The sequence below is a fragment of the Citrobacter sp. B72 genome, from assembly GCF_016894305.1.
GTDB lineage: Bacteria > Pseudomonadota > Gammaproteobacteria > Enterobacterales > Enterobacteriaceae > Citrobacter > Citrobacter portucalensis.
Map to the genome: position 1 here is coordinate 878,395 of NZ_CP069801.1, position 26,159 is coordinate 904,553.

Annotated in this window: 22 protein-coding genes; 18 read left to right on the top strand and 4 right to left on the bottom strand. The window is 52.9% G+C overall.

The annotated features are described in order from the left end of the window. The first annotated feature begins 741 nt into the window (after positions 1 to 741). From pgaA to JQN59_RS04290, 6 genes are all read left to right on the top strand, one after another. On the top strand, positions 742 to 3,204 hold the full coding sequence (pgaA, locus tag JQN59_RS04265; protein ID WP_057067439.1) for a poly-beta-1,6 N-acetyl-D-glucosamine export porin PgaA: 2,463 nt from the start codon (positions 742 to 744) through the stop codon (positions 3,202 to 3,204). A gap of 9 nt (positions 3,205 to 3,213) precedes the next feature. Then, positions 3,214 to 5,235 (top strand): poly-beta-1,6-N-acetyl-D-glucosamine N-deacetylase PgaB, encoded by a 2,022-nt coding sequence (pgaB, locus tag JQN59_RS04270; RefSeq protein WP_048215612.1) that lies wholly within the window; start codon positions 3,214 to 3,216, stop codon positions 5,233 to 5,235. Beyond that, entirely contained in the window at positions 5,232 to 6,566 is a 1,335-nt protein-coding gene (pgaC, locus tag JQN59_RS04275) for a poly-beta-1,6-N-acetyl-D-glucosamine synthase (RefSeq protein WP_003033859.1), read from the top strand. Before pgaB ends, pgaC begins: the two co-directional genes overlap by 4 nt. Then, positions 6,563 to 7,069 (top strand): poly-beta-1,6-N-acetyl-D-glucosamine biosynthesis protein PgaD, encoded by a 507-nt coding sequence (pgaD, locus tag JQN59_RS04280; RefSeq protein ID WP_149608195.1) that lies wholly within the window; start codon positions 6,563 to 6,565, stop codon positions 7,067 to 7,069. The genes pgaC and pgaD overlap by 4 nt, the downstream gene beginning before the upstream one ends. 82 nt (positions 7,070 to 7,151) lie before the next feature. Beyond that, entirely contained in the window at positions 7,152 to 7,382 is a 231-nt protein-coding gene (gene yjdI, locus JQN59_RS04285) for a 4Fe-4S mono-cluster protein YjdI (protein ID WP_003825544.1), read from the top strand. Positions 7,383 to 7,393: 11 nt separating this feature from the next. Further along, complete coding sequence (locus JQN59_RS04290) at positions 7,394 to 7,666, top strand: GNAT family N-acetyltransferase (protein WP_003033869.1); 273 nt, start codon at positions 7,394 to 7,396, stop codon at positions 7,664 to 7,666. A gap of 42 nt (positions 7,667 to 7,708) precedes the next feature. On the opposite strand, the gene JQN59_RS04295 is transcribed toward JQN59_RS04290, so the two are convergent. Beyond that, entirely contained in the window at positions 7,709 to 8,638 is a 930-nt protein-coding gene (locus tag JQN59_RS04295) for a LysR substrate-binding domain-containing protein (protein ID WP_149608196.1), read from the bottom strand. A 390-nt stretch (positions 8,639 to 9,028) separates the two neighbouring features. Between JQN59_RS04295 and JQN59_RS04300 the strand changes: the two genes are divergently transcribed. The 7 genes from JQN59_RS04300 to JQN59_RS04330 all read left to right on the top strand — a co-directional run bounded on the left by JQN59_RS04300 (position 9,029) and on the right by JQN59_RS04330 (position 17,532). After that, positions 9,029 to 9,634 (top strand): ankyrin repeat domain-containing protein, encoded by a 606-nt coding sequence (locus tag JQN59_RS04300; RefSeq protein WP_038633392.1) that lies wholly within the window; start codon positions 9,029 to 9,031, stop codon positions 9,632 to 9,634. A 126-nt stretch (positions 9,635 to 9,760) separates the two neighbouring features. Further along, positions 9,761 to 10,549 (top strand): DUF2877 domain-containing protein, encoded by a 789-nt coding sequence (locus tag JQN59_RS04305; protein WP_149608197.1) that lies wholly within the window; start codon positions 9,761 to 9,763, stop codon positions 10,547 to 10,549. After that, positions 10,527 to 12,074, top strand: a complete 1,548-nt coding sequence (gene fdrA, locus JQN59_RS04310; protein WP_149608198.1) for an acyl-CoA synthetase FdrA — start codon at positions 10,527 to 10,529, stop codon at positions 12,072 to 12,074. The genes JQN59_RS04305 and fdrA overlap by 23 nt, the downstream gene beginning before the upstream one ends. Then, complete coding sequence (locus JQN59_RS04315; RefSeq protein WP_149608199.1) at positions 12,074 to 13,492, top strand: DUF1116 domain-containing protein; 1,419 nt, start codon at positions 12,074 to 12,076, stop codon at positions 13,490 to 13,492. Before fdrA ends, JQN59_RS04315 begins: the two co-directional genes overlap by 1 nt. Before the next feature lie 117 nt (positions 13,493 to 13,609). Next, on the top strand, positions 13,610 to 15,160 hold the full coding sequence (locus JQN59_RS04320; protein ID WP_003825560.1) for a hypothetical protein: 1,551 nt from the start codon (positions 13,610 to 13,612) through the stop codon (positions 15,158 to 15,160). Positions 15,161 to 15,186: 26 nt separating this feature from the next. Continuing rightward, the gene (locus JQN59_RS04325) at positions 15,187 to 16,137 is read left to right on the top strand and encodes a carbamate kinase family protein (protein ID WP_008785727.1); all 951 of its coding nucleotides are present in this window, start codon (positions 15,187 to 15,189) and stop codon (positions 16,135 to 16,137) included. 12 nt (positions 16,138 to 16,149) lie between these two features. Continuing rightward, the gene (locus JQN59_RS04330) at positions 16,150 to 17,532 is read left to right on the top strand and encodes an amidohydrolase family protein (protein ID WP_149608200.1); all 1,383 of its coding nucleotides are present in this window, start codon (positions 16,150 to 16,152) and stop codon (positions 17,530 to 17,532) included. A gap of 45 nt (positions 17,533 to 17,577) precedes the next feature. Here the strand turns inward: JQN59_RS04330 and JQN59_RS04335 are convergent, their stop codons facing one another. Beyond that, positions 17,578 to 18,474 (bottom strand): nickel/cobalt efflux protein RcnA, encoded by an 897-nt coding sequence (locus JQN59_RS04335; RefSeq protein WP_149608201.1) that lies wholly within the window; start codon positions 18,472 to 18,474, stop codon positions 17,578 to 17,580. A gap of 120 nt (positions 18,475 to 18,594) precedes the next feature. Here JQN59_RS04335 and rcnR point away from each other — a divergent pair, with 120 nt between their 5' ends. Then, a complete protein-coding gene (gene rcnR / locus JQN59_RS04340) occupies positions 18,595 to 18,867 on the top strand; it encodes a Ni(II)/Co(II)-binding transcriptional repressor RcnR (RefSeq protein ID WP_003825567.1) in 273 nt (90 codons plus the stop codon). 784 nt (positions 18,868 to 19,651) lie between these two features. On the opposite strand, the gene JQN59_RS04345 is transcribed toward rcnR, so the two are convergent. Further along, positions 19,652 to 20,881, bottom strand: a complete 1,230-nt coding sequence (locus tag JQN59_RS04345; RefSeq protein WP_008785724.1) for an amino acid permease — start codon at positions 20,879 to 20,881, stop codon at positions 19,652 to 19,654. A 142-nt stretch (positions 20,882 to 21,023) separates the two neighbouring features. Continuing rightward, the gene (locus tag JQN59_RS04350; RefSeq protein ID WP_008785723.1) at positions 21,024 to 21,479 is read right to left on the bottom strand and encodes a multidrug/biocide efflux PACE transporter; all 456 of its coding nucleotides are present in this window, start codon (positions 21,477 to 21,479) and stop codon (positions 21,024 to 21,026) included. A 101-nt stretch (positions 21,480 to 21,580) separates the two neighbouring features. Here JQN59_RS04350 and JQN59_RS04355 point away from each other — a divergent pair, with 101 nt between their 5' ends. The 4 genes from JQN59_RS04355 to kduD all read left to right on the top strand — a co-directional run bounded on the left by JQN59_RS04355 (position 21,581) and on the right by kduD (position 26,001). Then, positions 21,581 to 22,465, top strand: a complete 885-nt coding sequence (locus tag JQN59_RS04355; protein ID WP_048225412.1) for a LysR family transcriptional regulator — start codon at positions 21,581 to 21,583, stop codon at positions 22,463 to 22,465. A gap of 102 nt (positions 22,466 to 22,567) precedes the next feature. Then, positions 22,568 to 23,746, top strand: a complete 1,179-nt coding sequence (locus tag JQN59_RS04360) for an acetyl-CoA C-acetyltransferase (protein ID WP_149608202.1) — start codon at positions 22,568 to 22,570, stop codon at positions 23,744 to 23,746. 599 nt (positions 23,747 to 24,345) lie between these two features. Beyond that, positions 24,346 to 25,182 (top strand): 5-dehydro-4-deoxy-D-glucuronate isomerase, encoded by an 837-nt coding sequence (gene kduI, locus JQN59_RS04365; protein ID WP_048215619.1) that lies wholly within the window; start codon positions 24,346 to 24,348, stop codon positions 25,180 to 25,182. A 57-nt stretch (positions 25,183 to 25,239) separates the two neighbouring features. Beyond that, positions 25,240 to 26,001, top strand: coding sequence for a 2-dehydro-3-deoxy-D-gluconate 5-dehydrogenase KduD (gene kduD / locus JQN59_RS04370; RefSeq protein WP_149608203.1), 762 nt, complete (start codon positions 25,240 to 25,242; stop codon positions 25,999 to 26,001). Positions 26,002 to 26,159 lie beyond the last annotated feature (158 nt).

Below are 26,159 nucleotides of genomic sequence, written 5' to 3' on the forward strand. Positions count from 1 at the left end.
TCTATCAGTTGCTTGTAATGCAAATAGGCTTGCATATTGTAAGGGGAAATAATTGATTGTGGTTGATATTGTCAATAGTACGCAAGGTTGGTAAATATATTAACAGGTAGAGTAATACACAATTATTCACGCACGTATTTGATTGAGTTTCCAAATACCAATTATGGTAGGTTTCGAAAAATGATAAATAAAGTTGTTTGATTTCAACGCATTGTTACTGTATCTAATTCTTCTTGCGCCTGTACCCTTATTTTCATTTCATTGGCCCTGTTTGAGCCCTAAAAATTAAGTTATATTTTGTTGTTAGCGGAGAGCCTATTATCAGATTTTTCTCTATTCACCTCTCAAAATAGTTACCATGCAAACAGTTGCGCGGTGTAGCTATGCTAACCAGCAATAGTAAGCATCGTCACATGATGTCACCGGGCAAACTTTGTTTAAATCCAGAATTCAATCCCAAGAGTATTAGGATTATTTAGTCTAAAATACTTTTTTGCCTAAGACTTTTCTTATTGCGTAGCCACGAACTACATGGAGTGATAAAATTCCCGAGTTTATGCCTCCTGTCCAACGATTAGAGGACGCGGTGCGGGTAGTCAATAAGACGAAAGAATTAATTGCTTCATAACCCTATTACGAAATAAGCGGCAGTGCATCTTACATGGTCGGCAACTGTCAGGGATTGGCCGTAACTTATTGAAAACGCTTATTTTTACTCTGATGTAAGATATAAGGGCAGATATGTTCAGTATGCGTCGACATGCCAACTTCATTAAACGTTTTAAGTCTGTAAGCTGTTTATTTACGGCAAGCATTCTTTTCCCTATGCAAATCTCTGCTGCGGTATCAGATTATGATGCTTTGGTTATTGAAGCGCGGGGGGGGAATAGTGCGCCACTATTGCGCTACCTTGAGGATCAGGGAAAGAAAAGTGCGCTAACGCCAAATCAGGTTGCCGACTGGCTGCAAGTTTCTGGTTGGGTTGAGAACAACGATAAAACAACCATTCAAATCTGGCAGCGGTATCGTGGGCAGATGGATGTGCCTGCGCGCGGCAAAGTCGCCGCTGCACGTGCGTACCGTAACCAGAAAAACTGGAATGATTCATTGGCGGTGTGGGAAAGCGTTTTACAGGAAGAGCCTGATAACGTGGATGTACGCACCGGCTGGATAATGACGTTGGCGGATGCGCGCTACAACCAACAAGCCCTTACTGAAGCGAATAAATGGGCGCAGGCGCATCCGGGCGCAGACTCCGACGCACTGCTTGCCTACGTATATCATTCTCAGGGGAAAAACTGGGATGCACTGTTGGTTGCCAGCCAGGCGGATGATGTTGATCCAGGCAACAAAAATGCAAAATCCACGCTGCTATCTGCGCTGTCGGCGAACCGCGTTTCCGGACCCGCTTTAAATATGGCGGAGGTCGTTCCCACGGCTGATCCAGTGAAGCGCCGTCTTGAGCTTGATGCGGCGGCTGAAATGGTACGCTCCTCCTATACGTCCGCACGTAATGAAGAAGAACGGTTTATCGTGGCCGATAAAGCGCTGGCCCGTTATGACCAGTTGCTGGCGGCCTGGAAAGATGAGCCGTCTGCGCAGAATGATGTCCGTCGGGCGAGAATTGACCGTATGGGTGCCCTGTTGGTGCGTAAGCGTACTGCCGAAGTGATTGATGAGTATGAATCCCTTTCTGCAAGCGGCGAAGTACCAAACTATGCAAAACGCTGGGTGGCATCAGCATGGTTAAGCGAACGCCAGCCGGAAAAAACCGAAGCGATGCTGGCGAGCATCTACTACCCGAATGGACCTATCCCGGTGACGCCGCTCAGTCCTGAGGATCAACAAGATCTGTTCTACGCGCACATTGATAATGAAAACTTCGATGCTGCCAAAAAACAAGTCGATGATTTGATCAAAGAGAGTCCGTATCTGCGGCGTATCTATGGCTCGCCAACGCCGCAGCCTAACGATAACTGGCTGCTCGGACAGTCGCTACTGACGCAATATCATATCGCTGCCAATGAACTGCCAGAGGCAGAAAAGCTCGCAGAGCATCTGGCACGAACAGGCTCTGGTAACCAGGGATTGCGCATATCTTATGCCTCTGTGCTTGAAGCGCGTGGATTGCCGCATGCGGCGGAGAAAGAGCTTAAGCTGGCGGAAGTCATTGAGCCAAGCAACCTGGAGCTGGAACGTCAGCAGGCTTACGTTGCACTGGATCTTCAGGAGTGGAAACAGGCAGATGAACTGACGGATGACGTTATTGCCCGTAGCCCGGATGATGAAGCGACGCTGCGCCTCGCGCGTATTCGTGATGTCCACAAAATGTCGGAAGTGCGTATTAGCGGAACGCAGGGGATCTCGTCCGATAGCCCGGTCAGCGGTAAGAATGACTTCAACATCAACACGGCTATTTACAGTCCGCCGATTAATGACAACTGGCGACTGTTTACCGGATTCAACTTTGCTACTGGTGAATTTGAGGAAGGGAAGGGCATCAGCCGCGATCTGGCGGCGGGTGCAGAATGGACTTCCCGCGATTACTGGGCGGAAATGGAAGTGTCTGGCCGAAATTATGGCGATGGTCAGAAGATTGGCGGGCGTCTATCCGGCTGGCATGACTTCAATGACAACTGGCGCGTTGGTGGGTCGGCCGAGCGTCTTTCGCGCAACACGCCACTGCGCGCGCTGCGTAGCGGCGTGTATGCCAACGGCGGCGATATGTTTGTTCGCTGGTATCAAAACGAACGACGTGAATATCAACTGTCGTTTGCCGCATCACATTTCTCGGACGGTAACGATCGCATCGAATATGGACTCAGCGGAAAAGAGCGCATGTGGACCACGCCGCGCTTCACGCTGGACTTTACACCGGGTATCGGCGGGAGCACCAACACCAAAGAAAATGTTCCGTATTACAACCCGAAGAGTGATTTTTCGGTTGTCCCTGGCCTGAGCGCAGAGCAGGTTCTTTACCGCCACTATGATACCGTCTGGACGCAGCAAGGTCTGGCTGGCGTAGGTGGCTACTGGCAGCAAGGTGAAGATGCAGGCGCTATCGTCCAGGTGGGATACGGCCAACGGCTTAAATGGAACAACGTCGTAGACGGCGGGGTGATGCTGATTTGGGATAAACGCCCCTATGACGGTAAACGTGAGCGGAATATCTCCCTCGCTTTCGATTTAAATGTCAGGTTTTAAGGATTGTTCATGCTGAAAAGATGCCTGTGGCTTAGCGCATTAATCGCTGGCTGGTTGATGATTACCGCGTGCAGCAGCGCGCACAATACAACGCCTCGCTATGTTCCTCCCGCAGAGAGAACGCCGCTGACGGCGGATCATCCGTGGCCGAAAAATAGCTTTCTGGTGCTCGGCTACCATGATGTGGAGGATGGTGCAGCCGACCAGCGCTACCTCTCTGTGCGTACCAGCGCGTTGAGCGACCAAATGGCCTGGCTGCGTGATAATGGCTATCAACCGATCAGCGTGCAGCAAATTCTGGACGCCCATGACGGTAAAATTGTACTGCCGGAAAAAGCGGTACTGCTCACCTTTGACGATGGATATAGCAGTTTTTATACCCGCGTCTGGCCGCTACTGAAAGCCTACAACTGGCCTGCGCTCTGGGCGCCAGTAGGCAGTTGGGTTGATGCGCCAGCCAACAAAAAAGTCGATTTTGGCGGCTTAATGACCGCGCGAGATAAATTCGCCACCTGGAAAATGGTCGAAGAAATGGGCAAGTCGCCGTTGGTGGAAGTCGGTGCGCACACCTGGAACTCGCACTTTGGCGCTGAGGCCAACCCGCAGGGGAGTAAAGAGCCCGCTGTGGCGAACCGCCTGTATGATAAGAAAACCGGCACTTACGAAACGGACGAACAGTACACGCGACGTATAAACACGGATATCTCTCTGATCACTAACAAGATCAAAGCGGTGACCGGCAAATCGCCGCGCGCGTGGGTATGGCCTTACGGCGCAGCCAACGGTACAACGTTAAACCTGGCCAAAGAGCATGGCTATAAGATGGCCTTTACGCTTAATGAAGGGTTGGCGAATGCCGCGTTTCTCGATGATATTCCGCGCGTGCTGATTTCTGATAACCCATCCCTTAAGCGCTTTGCCAGTCAGGTCGCTCAGGTCCGTGAACCGCAGACGATGCGCGTGATGCATGTCGATCTGGATTACGTGTATGACAAAGACCCTGCTCAGCAGAAGCGAAATATCGATAAGCTGATCCAGCGCGTTTATGACATGCGTATTTCTCATGTCTTCCTGCAAGCGTACGCCGATCCGCAGGGCGACGGGAATATTCGCGAACTCTATTTCCCTAACCGTTGGTTGCCGATGCGTGCCGATCTCTTTAACTATATCTCCTGGCAGTTACAAACGCGGGCCGGGGTGACGGTGTATGCCTGGATGCCGGTTCTGGCTTTCGATCTCGACGCGTCCATTCCACGCGTAACCGCATGGGATCCGAAAACGGGACGCACTGCTATCAATCATGAGAACTATGTTCGTCTCTCGCCCTGGGACAGCGAAGCGCGCAAACGCATCACTGAAATCTATGAAGACCTGGCGAAGCACGCCAGCTTCAAAGGTATTTTGTTTCATGACGATGCTTTCCTGACGGATTTTGAAGATGCGTCACCGGAGGCGTTAGCCGCCTACCGTGCCGCAGGGCTTCCGGGCAGTATCGAGCAAATACGTAATAATCCTCAGGCGTTCGAGCGCTGGACTCGCCTGAAAAGTAAGATGCTTATTGACTTCACCAAACAACTGACCCGGACGGTGCGTAATATTCGCGGTCCACAGGTGCAAACTGCGCGCAATATTTACGCCATGCCGGTACTGGAGCCTGAAAGTGAAGCCTGGTTTGCACAAAACCTGAATGATTTCCTCAATACCTATGACTGGACGGCGCCGATGGCGATGCCATTCATGGAACAGATCCCGGCCAATGATGCCAACGCATGGCTTGACCGACTGGTGAATGCCGTTGCACAAACCCCTGGGGCGCTGGATAAAACCGTGTTTGAACTGCAGGCACGAGACTGGCGTAAATCCGGGGATCAGGCTGAAATCAGCGGAAAACAAATAGCCGAATGGATGCGCCAGCTGAAATTAAGCGGTGCAGGTAACTACGGCTATTACCCGGATGATTTCATCAGCGACAAACCTGAGATGTCAGAGATTCGCTCGACGTTCTCCTCATACTGGTATCCGCAAAAATGACCGATCGCATTATTGCTTTCCTGATACTTTGCCTGATGTTCAGCCTGCCGTTTGGCGTGGCTGTCATCTTTACAGGTGAAGTGATGTTGAACTTCGTCTTCTTCTGGCCTTTGTTCATGTCTGCTTTGTGGATAAGCGGCGGGGTCTATTTCTGGTTTTACCGTGAACGTCACTGGAAATGGGGAGATGACACGCCACCACCGACTCTGCCGGGGAATCCACTGGTTTCCATTCTGATCCCCTGTTTTAACGAAGGGATCAACGCGCGTGAAACCATTGAGGCAGCACTGGCACAGCGATATAAGAATATCGAAGTGATCGCCATCAACGATGGCTCGACGGATGACACTCACGACGTGCTGGAACAACTGGCAGTGGAATACCCCAGCCTGCGGGTGATTCATCTGGCTGAAAACCAGGGTAAAGCGCTGGCGCTCAAGACCGGTGCAGCCGCTGCGCGCAGTGATTACCTGGTGTGCATTGATGGCGATGCGTTACTGGATCGTGATGCCGTTGCCTATATTGTGGCTCCGCTGATCCAGTTCCCGCGCGTTGGTGCAGTGACGGGGAACCCGCGTATTCGAACCCGCTCTACGTTAATCGGTCGTGTGCAGGTCGGTGAGTTCTCTTCCATTATCGGCTTAATTAAGCGTACTCAGCGAGTCTATGGGCAGATCTTTACCGTTTCCGGCGTAGTTGCGGCGTTTCGTCGTCGCGCGTTGGCCGAGGTCGGTTACTGGAGCCCGGACATGATCACCGAAGATATCGATATCAGCTGGAAGCTGCAATTGCGCCACTGGTCGGTATTCTTTGAGCCGCGCGCACTGTGCTGGATCCTTATGCCTGAAACATTAAAAGGGCTATGGAAGCAGCGTTTGCGCTGGGCGCAGGGGGGTGCAGAGGTGTTTATCGTTAACATGCGTCGTCTGTGGTCGTGGGAGTTCCGTCGCATGTGGCCGCTGTTTCTTGAGTTCTGTTTTTCTACCGCCTGGTCTTTTGCCTATGCGATCAGTATCGTGCTGTTCCTGTTAGGACTGATGATCCCGATGCCGGACTCGCTGTATGTACAGCATCTTTTCCCGCCAGCCTTTACCGGGCTTATCCTCGGCGTGGTGTGCTTGCTGCAGTTTGCGGTGAGCCTGATGATTGAACGACGCTATGAAAAAGGCATTGGCGCCTCGTTGTTCTGGATTATCTGGTTCCCGGTGGTGTACTGGATGCTAAGCCTGTTCACCACGCTGGTCGCGTTCCCGAAAGTGATGCTCAAACGCAAACGTGGCAGAGCGCGTTGGGTGAGTCCAGACCGCGGTATTGGGAGGATTGAATCATGAACCAGCCACTGATCTTCACGGAGCGGCGTTTGCTGCCGCGCATCATCGATGTGTTGTTGACGGTCATCGCATGGGTTGGATTTATCTATTTGATCTATAAAGGGCTGATCACAGCCCTGGCGCATTCACCGTATATGGGTGTGCGACCCTTTTTCACCACGCTGGATACGGTCACGTTTTATATCCTTGTCGCCCTGGTCAACGGCCTGGTGCTGATTGGCTGGGCGAAGTACAACCAGTTTCGTTTTCGGGTCGAACGCCGCAGTCGCAGACCCGGGCTTGAAGACCATGAGCTGGCAGAAAGTTTGCGTATTACCCGGGAGCTGGTTACGGAACTGAACAAGGCGAGGGTGCTGACGGTCCACCATCATGAGAATGGCGAAATCAGTCATATCGATGTGGACAGGGATATTGCCGATAACCGCCTCCCGCCGCCGACGCCTGCGATGCTGGAGTATTTGCCGCCAGAGCCGCAGCCGTCGATACAGAAAAAGCCTGAATGATATTTCTGCTTTCAGCCGCTTCCTTCAGCCTCGCATAGGTCTATGATTAGACCCAGACAATAAAAAAATGCGAGGCAATGTCGTGGATAAGGAACTATTGGATGCAGGTTACCGGGCCTATACCGGCGAGAAGATTGACGTCTACTTCAACACGGCGATGTGTCAGCATTCGGGCAATTGCGTGCGGGGAAGCGCGAAGCTGTTTAACCTGAAACGTAAACCGTGGATTATTCCGGATGAAGTGGACGTTGCTACGGTCATCAAGGTCATCGATACCTGTCCGAGCGGTGCGCTGAAATATCGCCAAAAATGAGTGAGGGAAGCATGGAAATTCTTGCCGGCCATAACAAGTTTTATGTCAATGATGCTGAGGGCAACCAGGTTGCCGAGATTGTTTTCGTGCCGACGGGCGAGCATCTGAGCATCATTGAACATACCGATGTCGATCCCAGTCTGAAAGGTCAGGGCGTCGGCAAACAGCTGGTGGCGAAAGTGGTAGAGAAGATGCGCGCTGAAAACCGCAAAGTTATTCCGCTGTGCCCGTTTGCCAAACATGAATTTGATAAAACCCGCGAGTACGACGATATCCGCGCCTGATTATCTAATATGCACCGGAAGGTATAACAGCCATCCGGTGCATCACGCCCGATGCAGTAAATCCTGATAAATCCCCGTCAGTATCCCTTGCGGGCCAAACTCTTTTTTAATCCACTGAGTGACACGACCGGTTGCCGAATGCTGGGTTGCCAACAGCATTCGTGAATCCTGACGCGGGTTGTGGATCTGCCGTGTCACCAGCAACGACTTTTCCATCGCCTCGCGCACCATATAGTCTGGCAGAAAACCGATGCCCTCCCCCAGGATCTGGCACTGGCACTTGGTATTAAAATCGGGAACCAGAATCGACTCCTGTCCGTGTAACAGCCAGCCGACCTTCTTATTGATGGTATGTGCGGTGTCTTCCACCATGATGTTCGGGTACAGGCGCAGTTGGCTCTCAGAAATGGGTTCAGGCATAAACGCCAGCGGATGATCCGGGGCAATCGCGAACGACCAACGGATCGCGCCGATCTCGGTGTAATCAATTCCGCCGCCGTCCAGTAATGTATCGGGCGCGCCAATGGCGATATTGGCCTGGTTGTTGATGATCGAATCCCAGACGCCGTTATACACCTCTGTAGTGACGGTTATCTGGCAGGTTGGAAACTGTTTCTTGAGTACCTGCAGCAGCCTCGCCGTATGTTGAGGGGTATACAACAGCTGGTTAATGCAGATGCGCACCCGAGCCTCAATTCCCTGAGCGATGGTATCAATGCTGCGCTTGATGGCGTGGAAATCGTTGAGCAGGTCGGTCGCCTTGCGAAACAGGTAACGCCCGGACTCGGTCAGCTCAATGCTGCGAGTACTGCGGGTAAACAGCACCACGTCGAGACCCATTTCCATGCGCTTAATGGTGTAACTAATTGCCGATGTGGTTAAGCCAAGCTCCTCCGCCGCCTTGCTGAAACTGCTATAGCGGGCAGCCATCGTAAATGCCAGTAGGTTTTCCTCGGTAAATATTGAATTCATCTTTCTCCCCTCCGGCGACAATGCGCATCCGCAACACGATGATTGTTGAATGTATTTGTAATCCTTATACAGAGCAATCAGTTTTGAACAGAATTTAACACCAGTTTTACATTTGATTTGAAGGCAATCACACTTCTGTATTTTAATTGCAGGCCGCTATCCGTGCAGCATACCGCCTGATTTCCCGGACTACTGATTAGTGGCTAAAAGGGGCCCAGCCATAAGGGAAAGATTGCACTACAGCACGTTTTGTCCTCATTGTTAAAATTGATTCAATAATCGATGCGCTAACGATGAATGAAATTTAAGCGGATGTTATTCTCTGCACTCTATTGCTATTCTCAGGTTATCGGATATTTAAAAAGTCTAAAAAACTGCAGGAGAGCGATTATGTCAGAGAAAGAACTCATTACTGAATTTCTGCTGGCGGCAGAACAGGGCAATGCCGATGGATTAAAATCCTGTCTGGCAAAAAATGTGGATATTAACGCCACTAACCGCCAGGGGCGTACTGCCATTATTATTGCCAGCCTGAATAAACATTATGACTGTGTTTCTTTATTGATTGCTGCGGGTGCCGATATTAATAAACAAGATCAAACTTGTTTTAACCCCTTCCTGATTAGCTGCCTGACGAATGATTTAACGCTGTTGCGTACGGTATTACCGGCGAACCCCGATCTCAATTGCCTGAGCCGTTTTGGCGGCGTTGGTATTACACCAGCCAGCGAAAAAGGTCATGTCGAGATCGTGCGCGAGCTGCTGCTGCGTACCGATATCAATGTCAACCATACTAATTTTGTTGGCTGGACGCCGCTCCTGGAAGCCATCGTGCTAAATGACGGCGGTGCGAAGCAGCAGGAGATCGTTAAGCTGCTGCTCGACCATGGCGCAAACCCGCACATGACGGATAAATACGGTAAAACCCCGCTGGAACTGGCGCGAGAGAAAGGGTACCACGAAATTGCCGAGCTGCTGATTGCGGCCGGAGCCTGACACAGGAGCGCCATTATCGCTACGCCATCACGGCGATGCGTACGGGCGCTAACCGCAGACAGCGCGTTTCTCACTTTCCGGGGAACGGGACGGGTTGAACAGGTTTTTTCTCACGCGGTAAACCTGTTGATACCCGAACAGCAGCGGCTGTTGACGTTACTGAGTGAGGATTGTGATAACGCACCTAACAGCTGTCGGTTGGCGCTGACGCATTGTGAAGACCTGTTTCACCCCGGTGAGCGGGTCAATTTTAGCGGGTCGGGAATAGTTGTTGGCAATGATAAATGGATAGAAACCGCCGGTTGCCTGCTGTGGCGAATACCACGGTGGACATCTGATGCAGCAAGCCTTGCCGCAGTCGGCTGGCAGCATTGGGAAGATGTTATCCGCCAACAGCTAAAAAGCGACGACACATTATTTCTGTACCGGGGTGACAATCCGTTTTATCAGGAAATCACCCGTCAATTACTCAACCGCCGACAAACATTACTGATAGCGTTGCGTACAGGAGAAAATATTACTACGGCGGTCAGCCATTTAATTGGTTTGGGGATAGGGCTGACGCCCTCATCGGATGATTATTTAGTAGGCTTAAGCACCATTTTATTTATTTCCGGGCATCCGCTGAGGAAATATCGAGATGATTTTTTAGCGGCATTGCAACGCGCAGGAAATAATACAACGCTACTTAGCAAAATAACGCTAGAGGAAGCATTTAATCAGCGTTATCGGGAAAGCATCGGCCGGCTGCTGAACCAATTTATTACTGAGCAACAACTCGTTTCTACGCAATATATTACTGACATTAAAAATATCGGTTCAAGTTCTGGCTGCGACATGCTGTATGGCATGGCGGATGCCTGCGCCCTGAGCCACAGGTCCGGAGGGAATTATGTCGATCAGGATAGTTGTTAAAAAGAACACGTATTTTGATTCTGTCTCACTGATGTCTATCTCCACGCGCGCAAATAAGCTCGATGGCGTTGAGCAGGCGTTTGTGGCTATGGCGACAGAGATGAATAAGGGTGTGCTGAAGAATCTCGGCTTGCTGACGCCTGAGCTGGAAGAGGCGAAAAGTGGCGATCTGATGATTGTCATTAAAGGCGCCAGCGAGGCGGCGAACGACCAAACGCTGGTGGCGATTGACGATCTGTTTACGCATAAAGAGCAGGGTGGCCAGCATGAAGCGCGCTATGCCACGCTTGCCAGCGCGAAGAAGCATGTTCCTGAGAGCAATCTGGCGGTGATCTCAGTCAATGGCCTGTTTGCCGCGCGTGAAGCGCGCCAGGCTCTGCAAAATAACCTCAATGTGATGCTGTTCTCTGACAACGTCTCTCTTGAGGACGAGCTGGCGCTTAAGCAGCTGGCGCATGAAAAAGGACTGTTGATGATGGGGCCAGATTGCGGAACCGCCATCATTAACGGCGCGGCGCTGTGTTTTGGCAACGCGGTGCGTCGCGGCAACATCGGAATTATTGGTGCCTCCGGTACCGGTAGCCAGGAGCTGAGCGTACGCATTCACGAGTTTGGCGGCGGAATTTCCCAGTTGATTGGCACAGGTGGACGCGATCTGAGTGAAAAGATTGGCGGCCTGATGATGCTTGACGCGATTGGCATGCTGGAGGCCGATCCGCAAACTGAGATCATCGCACTTATCTCCAAACCGCCTGCGCCAGCGGTGGCGCGCAAGGTGCTGGAACGTGCGCGCGCCTGTCATAAGCCCGTGGTGGTGTGTTTCCTCGGACGTGAAGCCGCGCCTGCGGATGAAAAAGGCCTGCAGTTTGCCCGCAGTACTAAAGAGGCGGCGTTGAAAGCGGTACTGCTGACCGGCGTGAAAAAAGAGAGTCTGGATCTGCATCCGCTCAACTGGCCGCTGATTGAAGAGGTTCGCGCCCGTCTGACTCCACAGCAAAAGTACATCCGTGGCTTGTTCTGTGGCGGCACGTTGTGCGATGAGGCGATGTTTGCTGCCATGGAAAAACATGCCGAAGTTTACAGCAACATTCATCCGGATCCGGCATTCCGCCTGAAAGATCTCAACCGCAGCGTGGCGCATACCTTCCTCGATTTCGGTGATGACGATTTTACCAACGGCAAACCGCACCCGATGATCGATCCCACCAACCGCATTAGTCGTCTGTTACAGGAAGCGCGCGATCCTGAAGTTGGCGTGATCGTGATGGACTTCGTCCTTGGATTTGGATCGCATGAAGATCCGGTTGGCGTGATGCTCGATGCGATCGTTGAAGCCAAAGCGATCGCCGTCGCAGACGGTCGTCCGCTTGAGATCCTCGGCTATGTGCTGGGAACCGATCTTGATACGCCGTCGCTGGAAAAACAGTGTCAGATGCTGACCGACGCCGGGGTTATCTGGGCGAGCAGTAGCACCAACACAGGATTGCTGGCGCGTGAATTTATCTGTAAAGGGGAGGAAGCCTGATGAGCCAGACACTGTTTAACCAGCCGCTGAACGTGATTAACGTTGGCATAGCAATGTTCAGCGATGACCTGAAAAAGCAGAACGTACCGGTGACCCAGCTCGACTGGACGCCGCCGGGCCAGGGCAACATGCAGGTCGTGGCCGCGCTGGACGACATTGCCGATTCGCCGCTGGCAGACAAAATCGCGGCCGCTAACCAGCAGGCGCTGGAACGCATTATCCAGTCGCATCCGGTGCTGATTGGCTATGACCAGGCGATCAACGTCGTGCCGGGCATGACCCGTAACACCATCCTGCACGCCGGGCCGCCAATCCGCTGGGAAAAAATGTGCGGCGCAATGAAGGGGGCGGTAACCGGGGCGCTGGTCTTTGAAGGGCTGGCGAAAGATCTGGATGAAGCCGCGGAACTGGCCGCCTCGGGTGAAATCATCTTCTCTCCGTGCCACGAGCATGACTGTGTCGGCTCGATGGCGGGCGTGACATCGGCATCGATGTTTATGCACATCGTCGAGAACAAAACCTATGGCAACCGCGCATATACCAATATGAGCGAGCAGATGGCGAAGATCCTGCGCATGGGCGCGAACGATCAGAGCGTTATCGATCGTTTGCACTGGATGCGCGATGTGCTGGGACCGATGCTGCGCGACGCTATGAAGCTGGCGGGCGAAATCGATCTGCGTCTGATGCTGGCGCAGGCGCTGCACATGGGCGATGAGTGCCATAACCGCAACAATGCCGGGACGGCGCTGCTGATTCAGGCGCTGACGCCGTGGATTATTCAGACCGGTTATCCGGTTGAGCAGCAACGTGAGGTGTTCGAGTTCGTCCTTAGTAGTGATTACTTCTCCGGACCGACCTGGATGGCGATGTGTAAAGCCGCAATGGACGCTGCACACGGTATTGAATACAGCACCGTGGTGACGACGATGGCGCGCAACGGCGTTGAGTTCGGTCTGCGCATTAGCGGTTTACCGGGCCAGTGGTTTACCGGTCCGGCACAGCAGGTGATTGGGCCGATGTTTGCGGGCTACAAGCCGGAAGATTCCGGACGTGATATCGGCGATAGCGCGATAACAGAAACCTACGGCATTGGCGGTTTCGCGATGGCGACGGCACCGGCCATCGTAGCGCTGGTGGGCGGTACGGTCGAAGAGGCCGTTGATTTCTCTCGCCAGATGCGAGAAATCACTCTCGGCGAAAACCCCAACGTCACCATTCCGCTGCTTGGTTTTATGGGCGTACCGACCGCTATCGACATTACGCGCGTGGGCAGCACCGGCATTTTGCCAGTGATCAACACCGCCATTGCGCACAAAGATGCGGGGATCGGCATGATCGGCGCCGGAATAGTTCACCCGCCGTTCGCCTGTTTTGAAAAGGCGATCCTCAACTGGCGCGACCGCTACTGCCAATAACAATAACCGGGGCTAACGCGATTAGCCCCACAGTAGCGAAGCGAAAAACGTTGCTTACCTGCAGGGCTGGGCGATCTCCGCGATCGCAAACGATGCTTAACCTGTTAAGGATATTCCATGAACAGCATAAAACTAGAATGGAAACGTGGTGACTGGGCGGCTTACTTTGGGCTGATGACCAACAACCTGACTAACCTGCTGACAATGATGGGACTGCTCATTTTTGTCGTCGGGATCCCTACCGAAATTGTCTATGGTCGCATTGCGCCTGCCTTTGGTCTGGCGGTGCTGGTGGCCAGCGTCTGCTACGCCTGGTTTGGTCTGCAGATGGCTAAGCACACCGGGCGTAACGACGTAACGGCGCTGCCGTCCGGACCGAGTGCACCGTCAATCTTCACCGTGACCTTCCTGGTGCTGATGCCGGTTTATCAGCAAACCAAAGATGCCAACTTCGCTATCCAGATAGCCCTGGTGTGGTGCTTTGTCGAAGCGTTGATCCTGGTCGGTGGCTCCTTCCTGGGCGAGACCATCCGCAAGATGATCCCGCGTACGGTACTGCTTTCTTGTCTGTCCGGCCTGGGGCTGTTGCTGCTGGCGATGAACCCGATGCTGCAGGCATTCGAAGCGCCGACCGTCTCTTTCATCGTCCTGTTGCTGATCTTCATTAACTGGTTCGGTAAGAAGCCGATTTTTGCCCGTATTCCTACCGGTTTACTGCTGCTGATTGCCGGTACGGCCCTGGCGTGGATCTCCGGTTTACAAAGCCCGGAAGCCATTAAAGCGTCGATGTCTTCCTTTGGCTTCAACCCGCCGGAAATTCATGTCGACAGCTTCCTGCAAGGTTTGCCGCACGCACTGCCGTATCTGGCTTCTGCTGTTCCTCTGGGCCTGGCGAACTACATTTTTGACCTTGAGAACATTGAAAGTGCGCACGCGGCGGGGGATGAGTACAACACCCGTAAGGTCATGATGGCGAACGGCTTTGCCTCCATGCTCGGCTGCATGCTGGGTAACCCGTTCCCGGTGACCGTATATGTTGGGCATGCGGGCTGGAAAGCGATGGGGGCCAGCATCGGTTATACCCTCGCTTCAGGCATCACCATGTTCCTGGTGCCACTGTTTGGGCTGGGCGCGTTTATGCTCGCCATTATTCCGATGACCGCGATAGTGCCGATTCTGGTGTTTATCGGCGTGGTGACCGCCAACCAGGTGGTGCGAGAAACGCCCAAAGTCGAGGTTCCCGTTATCTTCATCTGTCTGTTCCCGTGGATCGCCAACTGGGCATTGACCATCGTCAACAGCGTGATGGGTGCCGCCGGAACTTCCGCGGGGAAACTGGGTAGTGACTTGCTGCACAGCAAAGGTGTCTATTACGACGGACTGGTGCATCTGGGAAGCGGCGCACCGCTGGCCAGCATGCTTTGGGGCTGCGTCGCTATCTTCGCCATTATGAACAAGCCGCTGCGCGGCGCGATTGCCGCAGCCTTTGGCGCGCTGTTATCGCTGTTTGGCGTGATCCACTCCCCGGCGGTTGGCTTTGCGGAAGGCAGCTCAATGATGTTTGTTGTGGCCTACCTGATGATGAGCGGCATGTTTGTCCTCAAGCATGTTCTTGATAGCCGTGAAGCGGTGACTGCGCCTGAGCAGGAACCGACGAAAACGACCTGAATTGCCTGCAAGCGGAAGATAACACTATGAAAGAACTTGTGGTCGTTGCCATTGGCGGCAACAGCATTATCAAAGATAACGCCAGCCAGTCGATTGAACACCAGGCTGAAGCGGTGAAAGCGGTAGCGGATACGGTGCTGGAGATGCTGGCATCGGACTACAACATTGTGCTGACGCACGGTAACGGGCCACAGGTAGGGCTGGATCTGCGGCGTGCGGAAATCGCGCACGAGCGTGAAGGGCTGCCGCTTACCCCGCTGGCAAACTGCGTTGCCGATACGCAGGGCGGTATCGGTTATCTGATCCAACAGGCGCTGAATAACCGTCTGGCGCGGCGCGGTGAGCAGAGGGCAGTTACGGTGGTCACGCAGGTGGAGGTCGACAAAAACGATCCGGGCTTCGCTAATCCGACCAAGCCCATTGGAGCGTTCTTTAGCGAAGTGCAGCGTGATGAACTGCAGCGGGTCAATCCGGGCTGGCGCTTTGTTGAGGATTCGGGGCGCGGCTACCGTCGGGTAGTCGCCTCTCCACAACCGAAGCGCATTGTCGAGGCGGAGGCGATCAAAACGCTGACCCAGCAAGGCTTTGTGGTTATTGGCGCGGGCGGCGGCGGGATCCCGGTGGTGCGTAGCGATCAAGGGGATTACCAGAGCGTGGACGCGGTGATTGATAAAGATCTCTCCACGGCGCTACTGGCGCAGGAGATCCGCGCCGACATTTTGGTGATCACCACCGGCGTCGAGCAGGTCTGTATTCATTTTGGCAAACCCAACCAGCAGGCGCTGGATACGGTGGATGTCGCAACGATGACCCGTTACATGCAGGAGGGACATTTCCCGCCTGGCAGCATGTTACCCAAGATCGTTGCCAGCCTGGCGTTTCTGGAGCGTGGCGGTAAACGAGTGATCATCACCACGCCGGAATGCCTGCCTGCCGCACTGCGCGGCGAAACGGGCACCCATATTGTCCATTCCTGAGAGGAGACGTGAATGAAGGAAAGTAACAGCCGCCGTGAATTTTTAAGCCAGAGCGGAAAAATGGTGACCGCTGCCGCGCTGTTTGGCGCGGTCGCTCCGGTCGCGTATGCTGCTAATCCTGTCGGGAACACCTGCGGGTCGAAGAGCACAATGACGATTAACGATAAACACTATTACCTGGATAACGTCCTGCTGGAAGCGGGCTTTGATTACGAAAACTCGGTGGTGGTGCACACCCGTACCGCGCTGCAAACCGTTGAAATCCAGGACGGAAAAATCGTTGCGCTGCGCGAGAATAAGCAGCATCCGGATGCGACGCTGCCCCACTATGATGCGGGTGGAAAGCTGATGCTGCCCGCCATGCGCGACATGCACATCCATCTGGATAAAACCTTTTACGGCGGTCCCTGGCGTTCGCTGAACCGTCCGGCTGGCACCACTATTCAGGATATGATCCGCCTGGAACAAAAGCTGCTGCCTGAACTCCAGCCTTATACGCAGGAGCGCGCAGAAAAGCTGATCGATCTGCTGCAATCAAAAGGCACCTCGATCGCCCGCAGCCACTGCAACATAGAACCGGTTTCCGGGCTGAAAAATCTCGAAAACCTGCAGGCGGTACTGGCGCGTCGTCAGCCGGGTTTTGCCTGTGAAATCGTGGCATTTCCGCAGCATGGCCTGCTGTTATCAAAATCTGAACCGCTGATGCGTGAAGCGATGCAGGCGGGAGCGCATTACGTCGGCGGTCTGGACCCAACCAGCGTCGATGGGGCGATGGAAAAATCCCTCGACACCATGTTCCAGATTGCGCTGGATTACGATAAAGGCGTAGATATCCATCTGCATGAAACCAGCCCGGCGGGCGTGGCGGCGGTGAATTACATGGTGGAAACGGTGGAGAAAACGCCGCAATTAAAGGGCAAATTGACCATCAGCCACGCGTTTGCGCTGGCAACGCTGAACGAACAGCAGGTGGATGCGCTGGCGAGCCGCATGGCGGCACAGCAGATTACCATTGCCTCGACGGTGCCGATCGGCACCTTGCACATGCCGCTCAAGCAGTTGCGCGATAAAGGCGTGGAAGTGATTACCGGAACCGACAGCGTAATTGATCACTGGTCGCCGTACGGGCTGGGCGACATGCTGGAAAAGGCAAATCTGTACGCGCAGCTCTATATTCGCCCCAACGAACTCAACCTGTCGCGGGCGTTGTTCCTCGCCACCGGCGATGTGTTGCCGCTTAACGATAAAGGTGAGCGCGTGTGGCCGAAAGCGCAGGATGAAGCCAGTTTTGTGCTGGTGGATGCCTCTTGTTCGGCAGAAGCGGTCGCGCGAATTTCTCCACGCACCGCGACCTTCCATAAAGGGCAACTGGTGTGGGGGAATGTCGCAAGCTAGCCAGGTTTTACGCGCAGCGGCAAGCGCTGCTGCGCTCTCTTGGTGTTAACCGACGATCCCCATATAGCCGTGAATCCCCATATATAAGCCGACCATCGCAATGAGCACACTGGAAAAATAGGGTGCTTTGCGGGCCATCGTGTTAAATCCGCTCCAGCGTTTGGCCGCCTGCTGCACGCTGATTGCTGCACCCACGCCCACCGTTACCAGCGTCAGCGCCAGTCCGAGGCTGAAGCACAGCACCATAGTCGCGCCCAGCGTGAAGGCTTTGAGCTGGATGCAAATCAGCAGCACCGTAATGGCGGCAGGGCAGGGGATTAACCCGCCGGTCAAACCAAATAGTAATATTTGGCCGTTGGTGACCTCTTTGCCCGCAAAGCGGCGCTGAATATCGGTGGCATGCGCCCGTTCGTGGGCATCCTGATACTCTTTCGATCCTTCGGTGAGTCCTGCCAGTGCGGCATGGTCGTGATTATGCTCGTGTTCGTGATGATGATGATGATCGTCATCGTGGTCATGATGATGGCGGTGATGGTCATCATGATCATGGTGGTGGTGATGCTCGTGATTGTGGTCGTGATGCGTCTGGGCCAGCCAGTTCTGCTCTCCCTGCCAGGTTCGCCAGAACATCCAGAATGCGGTCCCGAGAATAATAATCGCCGAGACAAACTGCAGCCAGGGCTCAACGGCCTGGGCAGTAAACGCTTTGCTGATATACATCCCGCCGAGCGCAATCAGCCATACCACGGCGGTATGCGACAGCGTTGCTGCCAGCCCCAGCATCACCGCCTGTTTGATGGTCCCCTTAATGGCAATAATAAAGGCCGCCATCATCGTCTTGGAATGCCCCGGCTCCAGGCCGTGTAACACCCCCAATAGAATCGCGCTGGGAATGAAAAACCAGGCGTTACCTTGCTGAAGAAGCGTAGAAAACTCACCCATGAGAATGATTCTTAGTTGTTTAATTTCGCCTGATTCTACTCCCCCCCAGTATCAAATACTACCCCCCAGTAGAATGTCGATGGTATTGTCCCTACAGCCAGACGTTAAAAAGGTAAAGTTATGTCACATACGATCCGCGACAAACAAAAGCTGAAAGCCCGAACCAGCAAGATTCAGGGGCAGGTAGCGGCGTTGAAAACCATGCTGGATGAACCGCATGAATGCGCGGCAGTATTGCAGCAAATAGCGGCGATCCGCGGGGCAGTAAACGGATTAATGCGTGAAGTGATTAAAGGTCATCTGACCGAGCACATTGTGCATCAGGGCGATGAAATTAAGCGCGAAGAGGATTTGGATGTGGTCCTGAAAGTGCTGGATTCGTACATCAAATAAGTCAGTTTAACGGCTCATCCACGTTCAATACCGTCCAGTTAAGCATGTAGGGTGAACATGTGATTCTTTCTCAGGGTTCCGTTCACCTCAGCAGTGTTATTTTTCTGAAGCATTGATACCCGTGAACGTGTAAAGGGCGTTCTTCGCCACGCCCTTTACAATCCCGGCTCCCGGCGGGAAAATTGCCGCTCCGCGGTCCCCTCCGCTTATTCCTCCAGGCTACCGGGTCGGGCGCGAGGAAGCATCCCTGCAAAGCGCGCCCTGAGCCAGCATCCATGCTGGCTCTCCCGGGCTTACGGAAACACGTCGGCAATTTTCAGCCGGACCAGCCCACACCTCACCATCTGCGTTTTTGGTCTGAACAGCAAAACAGATTTAACTGGAAATCAGAGCGTTGAAGCGATGACTCGGGTCCGGCTGAAAATCGATGAGGAGTTGACGTCTGACCGGGGCTGTCCGCAGGGATGCGGACAGAGGGGACGGGCTGCATGGACGCAGGCTCGGCCCCGACCCGACAGGCAGACGGCATAAGACGAATGAATCGCGTAGCGACGATTTTCCCGCCGGGAGCCTGGGTTGCAAGGGAGGCGGCGGTGAGCCTCCCTTGCACGTTCACAGGAATCGGTGCTTCAGAGAAACGATGAACATGAGGTGAACGGAACCCTTCTCTGAGATAGCATGTTCATTACTTCCGCCAACACAGGTTGAAACTTTCTGAAATTGAGTCGTTAACTGAACGACATCGCACCCACTTTCAGGAGAATGAGCCGCTAAACAACACGTTCTAGCCAAAAAACATCACAGATACGCACAGCAGACCGACAATCAGGGTGATCAGATTACCCACTGAACGGTATGGCTTCAGCGCCGGGATCAGATAGGTAGACAATGTCGGCATGATAAACAGAATCATAGCAATCAGCGGGCCGCTTATCGCGTAAATCATTGAAATGGCATTAGGATTAATGCAGCAGATGATAAACGTGATAGCCGAGACCAGCATGATGGACAGAGCGCGGTTAAAGGCCCGGCTTTTCTTCACACCCACCTGATGCAACGACGTTTTTACTACCTCCGTTGCCCCTTCAATCACGCCAAAGTAGGTGCCGAGGAACGATTTTGACATCGCGACAACGGCAACGATGATCCCGGAAATCGACAGCCATGCCGGTGCGTTTGGCATCATCGACAGCGCGGAAAGAATCGTCACGCCTTCATTTTTCGCGTCTTCGATATAGTTTGTCGGAATCGAAAGCAAGCAGCTGAAGACGAAAAACAGTACGCTCAGGCAGATGATAACGTAGGCTACCTTCATGATTTTTTTGCATTTACCCATGGCCTGCTCGCCGTATTTCTCTCGTCTGTCGATGGCGAACGTAGAGATAATTGGCGTATGGCTAAAAGCGAAAACCATCACGGGAATAGATATCCAAACCTGATGAAGCGTGTGCTGATCGAAAGACATCTGGCCGGTGAGTAGCGTTGGCTGCCAGCTTCCGGTCAGGTAGAGCGAAAGGAACAAAAAGTACGCGATGAGGGGGAACACCAAAAAGCCCATGACCCGAATAGTGGCTTGCCGGCCCATCAGAAAAATCAGGTTCAGCACCAGCACCACGCCAAGGCTGACCAACATGCGGATCCGCAGATCGATAGTGATATGTTTTGCCAGCTGTTCAGTGAGTGAATTGGTTATCGCTACGGCGTAGATCAGCACCACCACAAAGAAGGCAATAAAATAGAGGGTGGTGATCAGGCTGCCAATCTTCTTACCGTAGTAGTGGGTAACCGCGCCAGTGATCCCTTCACCAGCCGACGTTTTTGAGGACAGGATAAACTGGCATAGCGCCTTGTGCGGCCAGTAGGTTAAAGGCCAGGCGACGAGTGCGGTGATAAACAATACCACCGCGCCTGCAGAACCCAGCTGTATGGGTAGGAATAGGGTTCCTGCGCCGACGGCAGTCCCATATAGTGCGAAGCTCCAGAGAGTCTCTTCTTTTGACCAAAATTTCGACATTATTTGAACGTATCAACTATAAAATAAACAAAAAGAAGCGCAATTTACCACAAATGGCAGGGGCTGGGGGAGGTGTGAACAAGAGGGCGAGTGAATGGGACAATAGCCGGAACCGAGAAGATTCCGACTATTATTTTAATTATCAGGCAGTAACGCGCTGCTGGCGGCGCTTCATAACGCGCTCGCGTAACGTGTCATAAGCCCAGTTATAGAACATGGTGTACGGCAGGAAGAACAGGAAGAAACCTATTTCCAGCGTGAATGCCTGAACCAGGCTGACGTTCAGCACATACGCCACGATGCTCACCCCGATCACAATAAAACCGCTCTCGAAGCCTAACGCGTGAAATGCTCGCACTTTCGCCGTACGTTTTACCAGGTGCGACGGCCACAAACGGTCAAACAGGGCGTTATAAATGATATTCCAGATCATCGCAGTGGTGGCGAGAAGAATGGTCAGTCCGCCCATTTCCAGTACCGAGCGCTGCATCAACCATGCGGTGGTTGGTGCGAGGATCGCGGTGGCAATGCCTTCAAAGCAGACGGCATGAAAAATACGCTCAACTAACGAGCGGCGTTGGACAGTATCGTGTTGCATAACCTAAAACCTTCTTTGATGCCCGGATAACGGAATGGTGGCAATTTTATCGTTTTATGTGATATCTAAAAGATAGTATCCATCGATAAAGTAGATAGTTCATGCGTTATTCTCCTGAAGCATTAACGGCATTTGTGGAGACCGTTTCCTGCGGTTCATTTTCTGCGGCGGGCCGGCGGTTGCGTAAAAGCCAGTCCACTATCAGTACGGCCATTGCGCATCTGGAAGCCGATCTTGGTTTTGCGCTGTTTGACCGTTCATCCCGCCAGCCAACGCTGACCGAGGAAGGTAAGCGGGTGTTGGGCTATGTGCAGGCTATTCTGACGGCCAGCGAACGTCTCGATGAGGCGGCGATCTCGCTGTCGGGTGAAACTGAGGCGCGTCTAACCTTTGTGCTGTCTGACACGCTGCATCCGGATGTGCTGGAAGAGTTGATGGTGCAGTTTGATCGCAAGTTTCCCCATACCGAGTTTGAATGCCTGATTGGTGAAGATGAAGACGTGATCGATCTGCTGCAAAAAGGACGTGCTCAGGTGGGGTTGATCGAGGCGCGGGAGGATTACCCGACCGACATGGGCGTTACGCGTCTGCCGATGCAAACCTGGATGGGATTATACGTTGCAGCGTCGCATCCGCTCGCGGCTCAAGAAAAACTGCAGTGGGAGCAGCTACACACCTGGCGCGAGCTGCGCTTGAATACCTATCTGGAAAGCGGCACCAACGTGGCGCGCGGTCCCGTCTGGTCTGCTCCTAACTACCTGTTATTGCTAAGTATGGCTGTTCAGGGATTCGGCTGGTGCGCGCTCCCTTGTGCGCTGGTGGAGGAGTTTGCGGCAGAAAAACCACTGGTGCAATTAAAGATGCCTGGCTGGCCAAAGGCTATCTCTATCGATCTGTTGTGGAATAAGAAATCACCGCCTGGTGTGGCAGGAAGTTGGCTGCGTGACCATTTACAGCAGAGTGGCGTTCAGATGACCAATAAGTGATACGAATTTCCTTTGTGATAAAAATCACCGTTTTTAAACAACCTTGATAACTATTTTTAACAATCATCTACTATTGCGGTGTTATTTTGCGCTGAGGTAGTGATGAAAGAGGTTGTGATCGTCGGGGCATTAAGGACACCGATTGGCTGCTTCCAGGGGACGCTGGCGCGCCACTCTGCCGTTGAGTTAGGCAGCATGGTGGTCAAGGCGTTACTGGAACGCACGGGCGTGGACGTTCACGCTGTGGATGAAGTGATCCTCGGACAGGTGCTTACCGCAGGTGCCGGGCAGAACCCTGCGCGTCAGTCTGCCATCAATGGTGGGCTACCCAATACCGTTTCCGCCATCACCATTAACGATGTCTGTGGCTCGGGTCTGAAAGCGCTGCATCTGGCGACCCAGGCTATCCAGTGTGGCGAAGCCGACATTGTGATTGCGGGCGGGCAAGAGAATATGAGCCGTGCACCGCATGTCCTTACCGATAGCCGCACTGGCGCACAGCTGGGGAACAGCCAACTGGTCGACAGCCTGGTACATGACGGTCTGTGGGATGCCTTCAACGATTATCACATGGGCGTTACCGCGGAAAACCTGGCGCGAGAATACGGAATCAGCCGCGAATTGCAGGATGCCTACGCGCTGCACTCGCAGCACAAAGCGCGGATGGCAATTGATGCCGGACGCTTTAAAGATGAAATCGTGCCGGTGGTAACACAGCGTAATGGGCAATCGTTCGTGGTGGACACCGACGAACAACCGCGTACCGATGCCAGCGCCGAGGGGCTGGCGCGTCTGGATCCTACCTTTGACACACTCGGTTCGGTAACGGCGGGTAACGCGTCATCCATCAACGACGGTGCTGCTGCGGTGATGATGATGAGCGAGGCCAAGGCGCAGGAACTTAACTTACCTGTGTTGGCCCGTATTCGCGCCTTTGCCAGCGTCGGGGTCGATCCCGCGCTCATGGGGATTGCGCCAGTGTATGCAACGCGCCGCTGCCTTGAGCGCGTGGGCTGGCAACTGGCTGATGTTGATCTTATCGAAGCTAATGAAGCCTTCGCCGCGCAGGCATTATCCGTTGGGAAAATGCTGGAGTGGGATGAACGGCGGGTGAATGTGAACGGCGGGGCCATTGCGCTCGGCCATCCGATTGGCGCTTCTGGCTGTCGTATTCTGGTTTCGCTGGTACATGAAATGGTGAAACGTCGGGCGCACAAGGGCCTGGCAACACTGTGTATTGGTGGTGGTCAGGGGGTGGCGCTCGCTATCGAACGAGACTAATCCCCGTCATACTTCAAGCTGCATGTGCGTTGGCTTTACTCGTTCACCCCAGTCACGTACTTATGTACGCTCCGGGGAATTCGCTGCGTCGCCGCCTTCCTGCAACTCGAATTATTTAGGGTATATATTTTTCTTCTCGAACAGTTTTCTGCCGTGTTATCTCTTCCTCTATAAAAAAGCCCTCCAACAGGAGGGCAAGGCCAGTTACAGAAACATACACTCTAAACCCTGCCAACATATCAAAACGTTGTTTCATTTCATGTGATTGATAGCGCACTTTGTTAGAAAAGGTGTGTGAATGACGTATGAGCCTGGCTGTATTTTCAATATCTTATCCCTGCCACTAATGATCTACTCTTTTGTATTTTTATCTATCTAATTGTTTTAAATGATTTTATTGAAATCATTTTTGCGATTTATATGCGCTAGCGTGATCGCACTTACACTTTTGATAATAAGATGCGGAAAAAGTGAAACATCGTTTTAGTTATAATTGAAAACACATTCAGGGAGGGATATCATGAGCGCATAAGATAAAACGGAACAGCGTTTTGCTATTCGTTTAAGCATTCACGGTCAATTTATCACTGGAGGTAAATGTGGACGTAAGACAAAGCATCCATAGTGCGCATGCGAAAACCCTGGACACTCAGGGGCTGCGTAATGAGTTTTTGGTCGAAGAAGTGTTTGTCGCAGATGAATACACCATGGTCTACAGCCACATCGACCGCATCATTGTTGGCGGCATTATGCCAGTGGCCAAAACCGTCTCTGTGGGTGGCGAAGTCGGCAAACAGCTGGGCGTAACCTATTTCCTCGAACGTCGTGAGCTGGGTGTGATCAACATCGGTGGCCCGGGCACGATTACCGTTGACGGCCAGTGCTATGAAATTGGCCATCGCGACGCGCTGTACGTCGGAAAAGGGGCAAAAGAAGTGGTATTCGCCAGTATTGATACGGCGAAACCGGCGAAGTTTTACTACAACTGCGCGCCGGCACACACGACTTACCCAACTAAGAAAGTCACGCCTGCAGACGTTGCGCCAGTGACGCTGGGTGATGACCTCACCAGTAACCGTCGTACCATCAACAAATACTTTGTGCCGGATGTTCTGGAAACCTGCCAGTTGAGCATGGGTCTGACTGAGCTGGCTCCGGGTAACCTGTGGAACACCATGCCGTGTCATACCCATGAACGTCGTATGGAAGTCTATTTCTATTTCAATATGGAAGAAGACACCTGCGTCTTCCACATGATGGGTCAGCCTCAGGAAACGCGTCATATTGTGATGCACAACGAGCAGGCGGTGATTTCTCCAAGCTGGTCTATTCACTCCGGTGTCGGCACAAAAGCTTATACGTTCATTTGGGGCATGGTCGGCGAAAACCAGGTCTTTGATGATATGGACCATGTTGCAGTAAAAGATCTGCGCTAGTTGCGGGCGACAGCCGTGCCTGCTGCGGCGGGCATTATAAAAAATTAAGGATTTACAATGATTTTGAATGCATTCTCTCTTGAAGGTAAAGTCGCCGTTGTGACCGGTTGTGACACAGGTTTGGGTCAGGGTATGGCGCTGGGCCTGGCTGAAGCGGGCTGCGATATCGTCGGTATCAATATTGTTGAACCGACAGAAACCATCGAACGCGTGACCGCACTGGGCCGCCGTTTTTTAAGCCTGACCGCCGATCTGCGTCAAATCGATGGTATTCCGGCACTGCTGGAGCGCGCAGTGGCAGAATTCGGCCATATCGATATTCTGGTCAACAACGCGGGTCTTATCCGTCGTGACGATGCGATCAACTTCAGCGAAAAAGACTGGGATGACGTGATGAACCTGAACATTAAGAGCGTGTTCTTTATGTCTCAGGCTGCGGCGAAGCACTTTATCGCTCAGGGTAACGGCGGCAAAATTATCAATATCGCCTCTATGCTTTCCTTCCAGGGCGGGATCCGCGTGCCGTCTTACACCGCATCTAAAAGCGGCGTAATGGGTGTTACCCGTCTGATGGCGAACGAGTGGGCAAAACATAACATCAACGTCAACGCGATTGCACCGGGTTACATGGCGACGAATAACACTCAACAGCTGCGTGCTGATGAGCAACGTAGCGCAGAGATCCTCGATCGTATCCCGGCGGGTCGTTGGGGTCTGCCGAGCGACCTGATGGGGCCTGTCGTGTTCCTGGCGTCCAGCGCATCTGACTATATCAACGGCTATACCGTTGCAGTAGATGGCGGCTGGCTGGCACGTTAATTCGCTTTCCAGAACCGTTAAACCCTGCCCTCTGGCAGGGTTTTTTTATATTCGGATCATTAAAATCCATATTGTGGTTATAAATTATTCCATATTAAATTTCATACGTATAAATTTATTGTTTTAATATTCTTTAATATCAATGAATTAAATTTAAT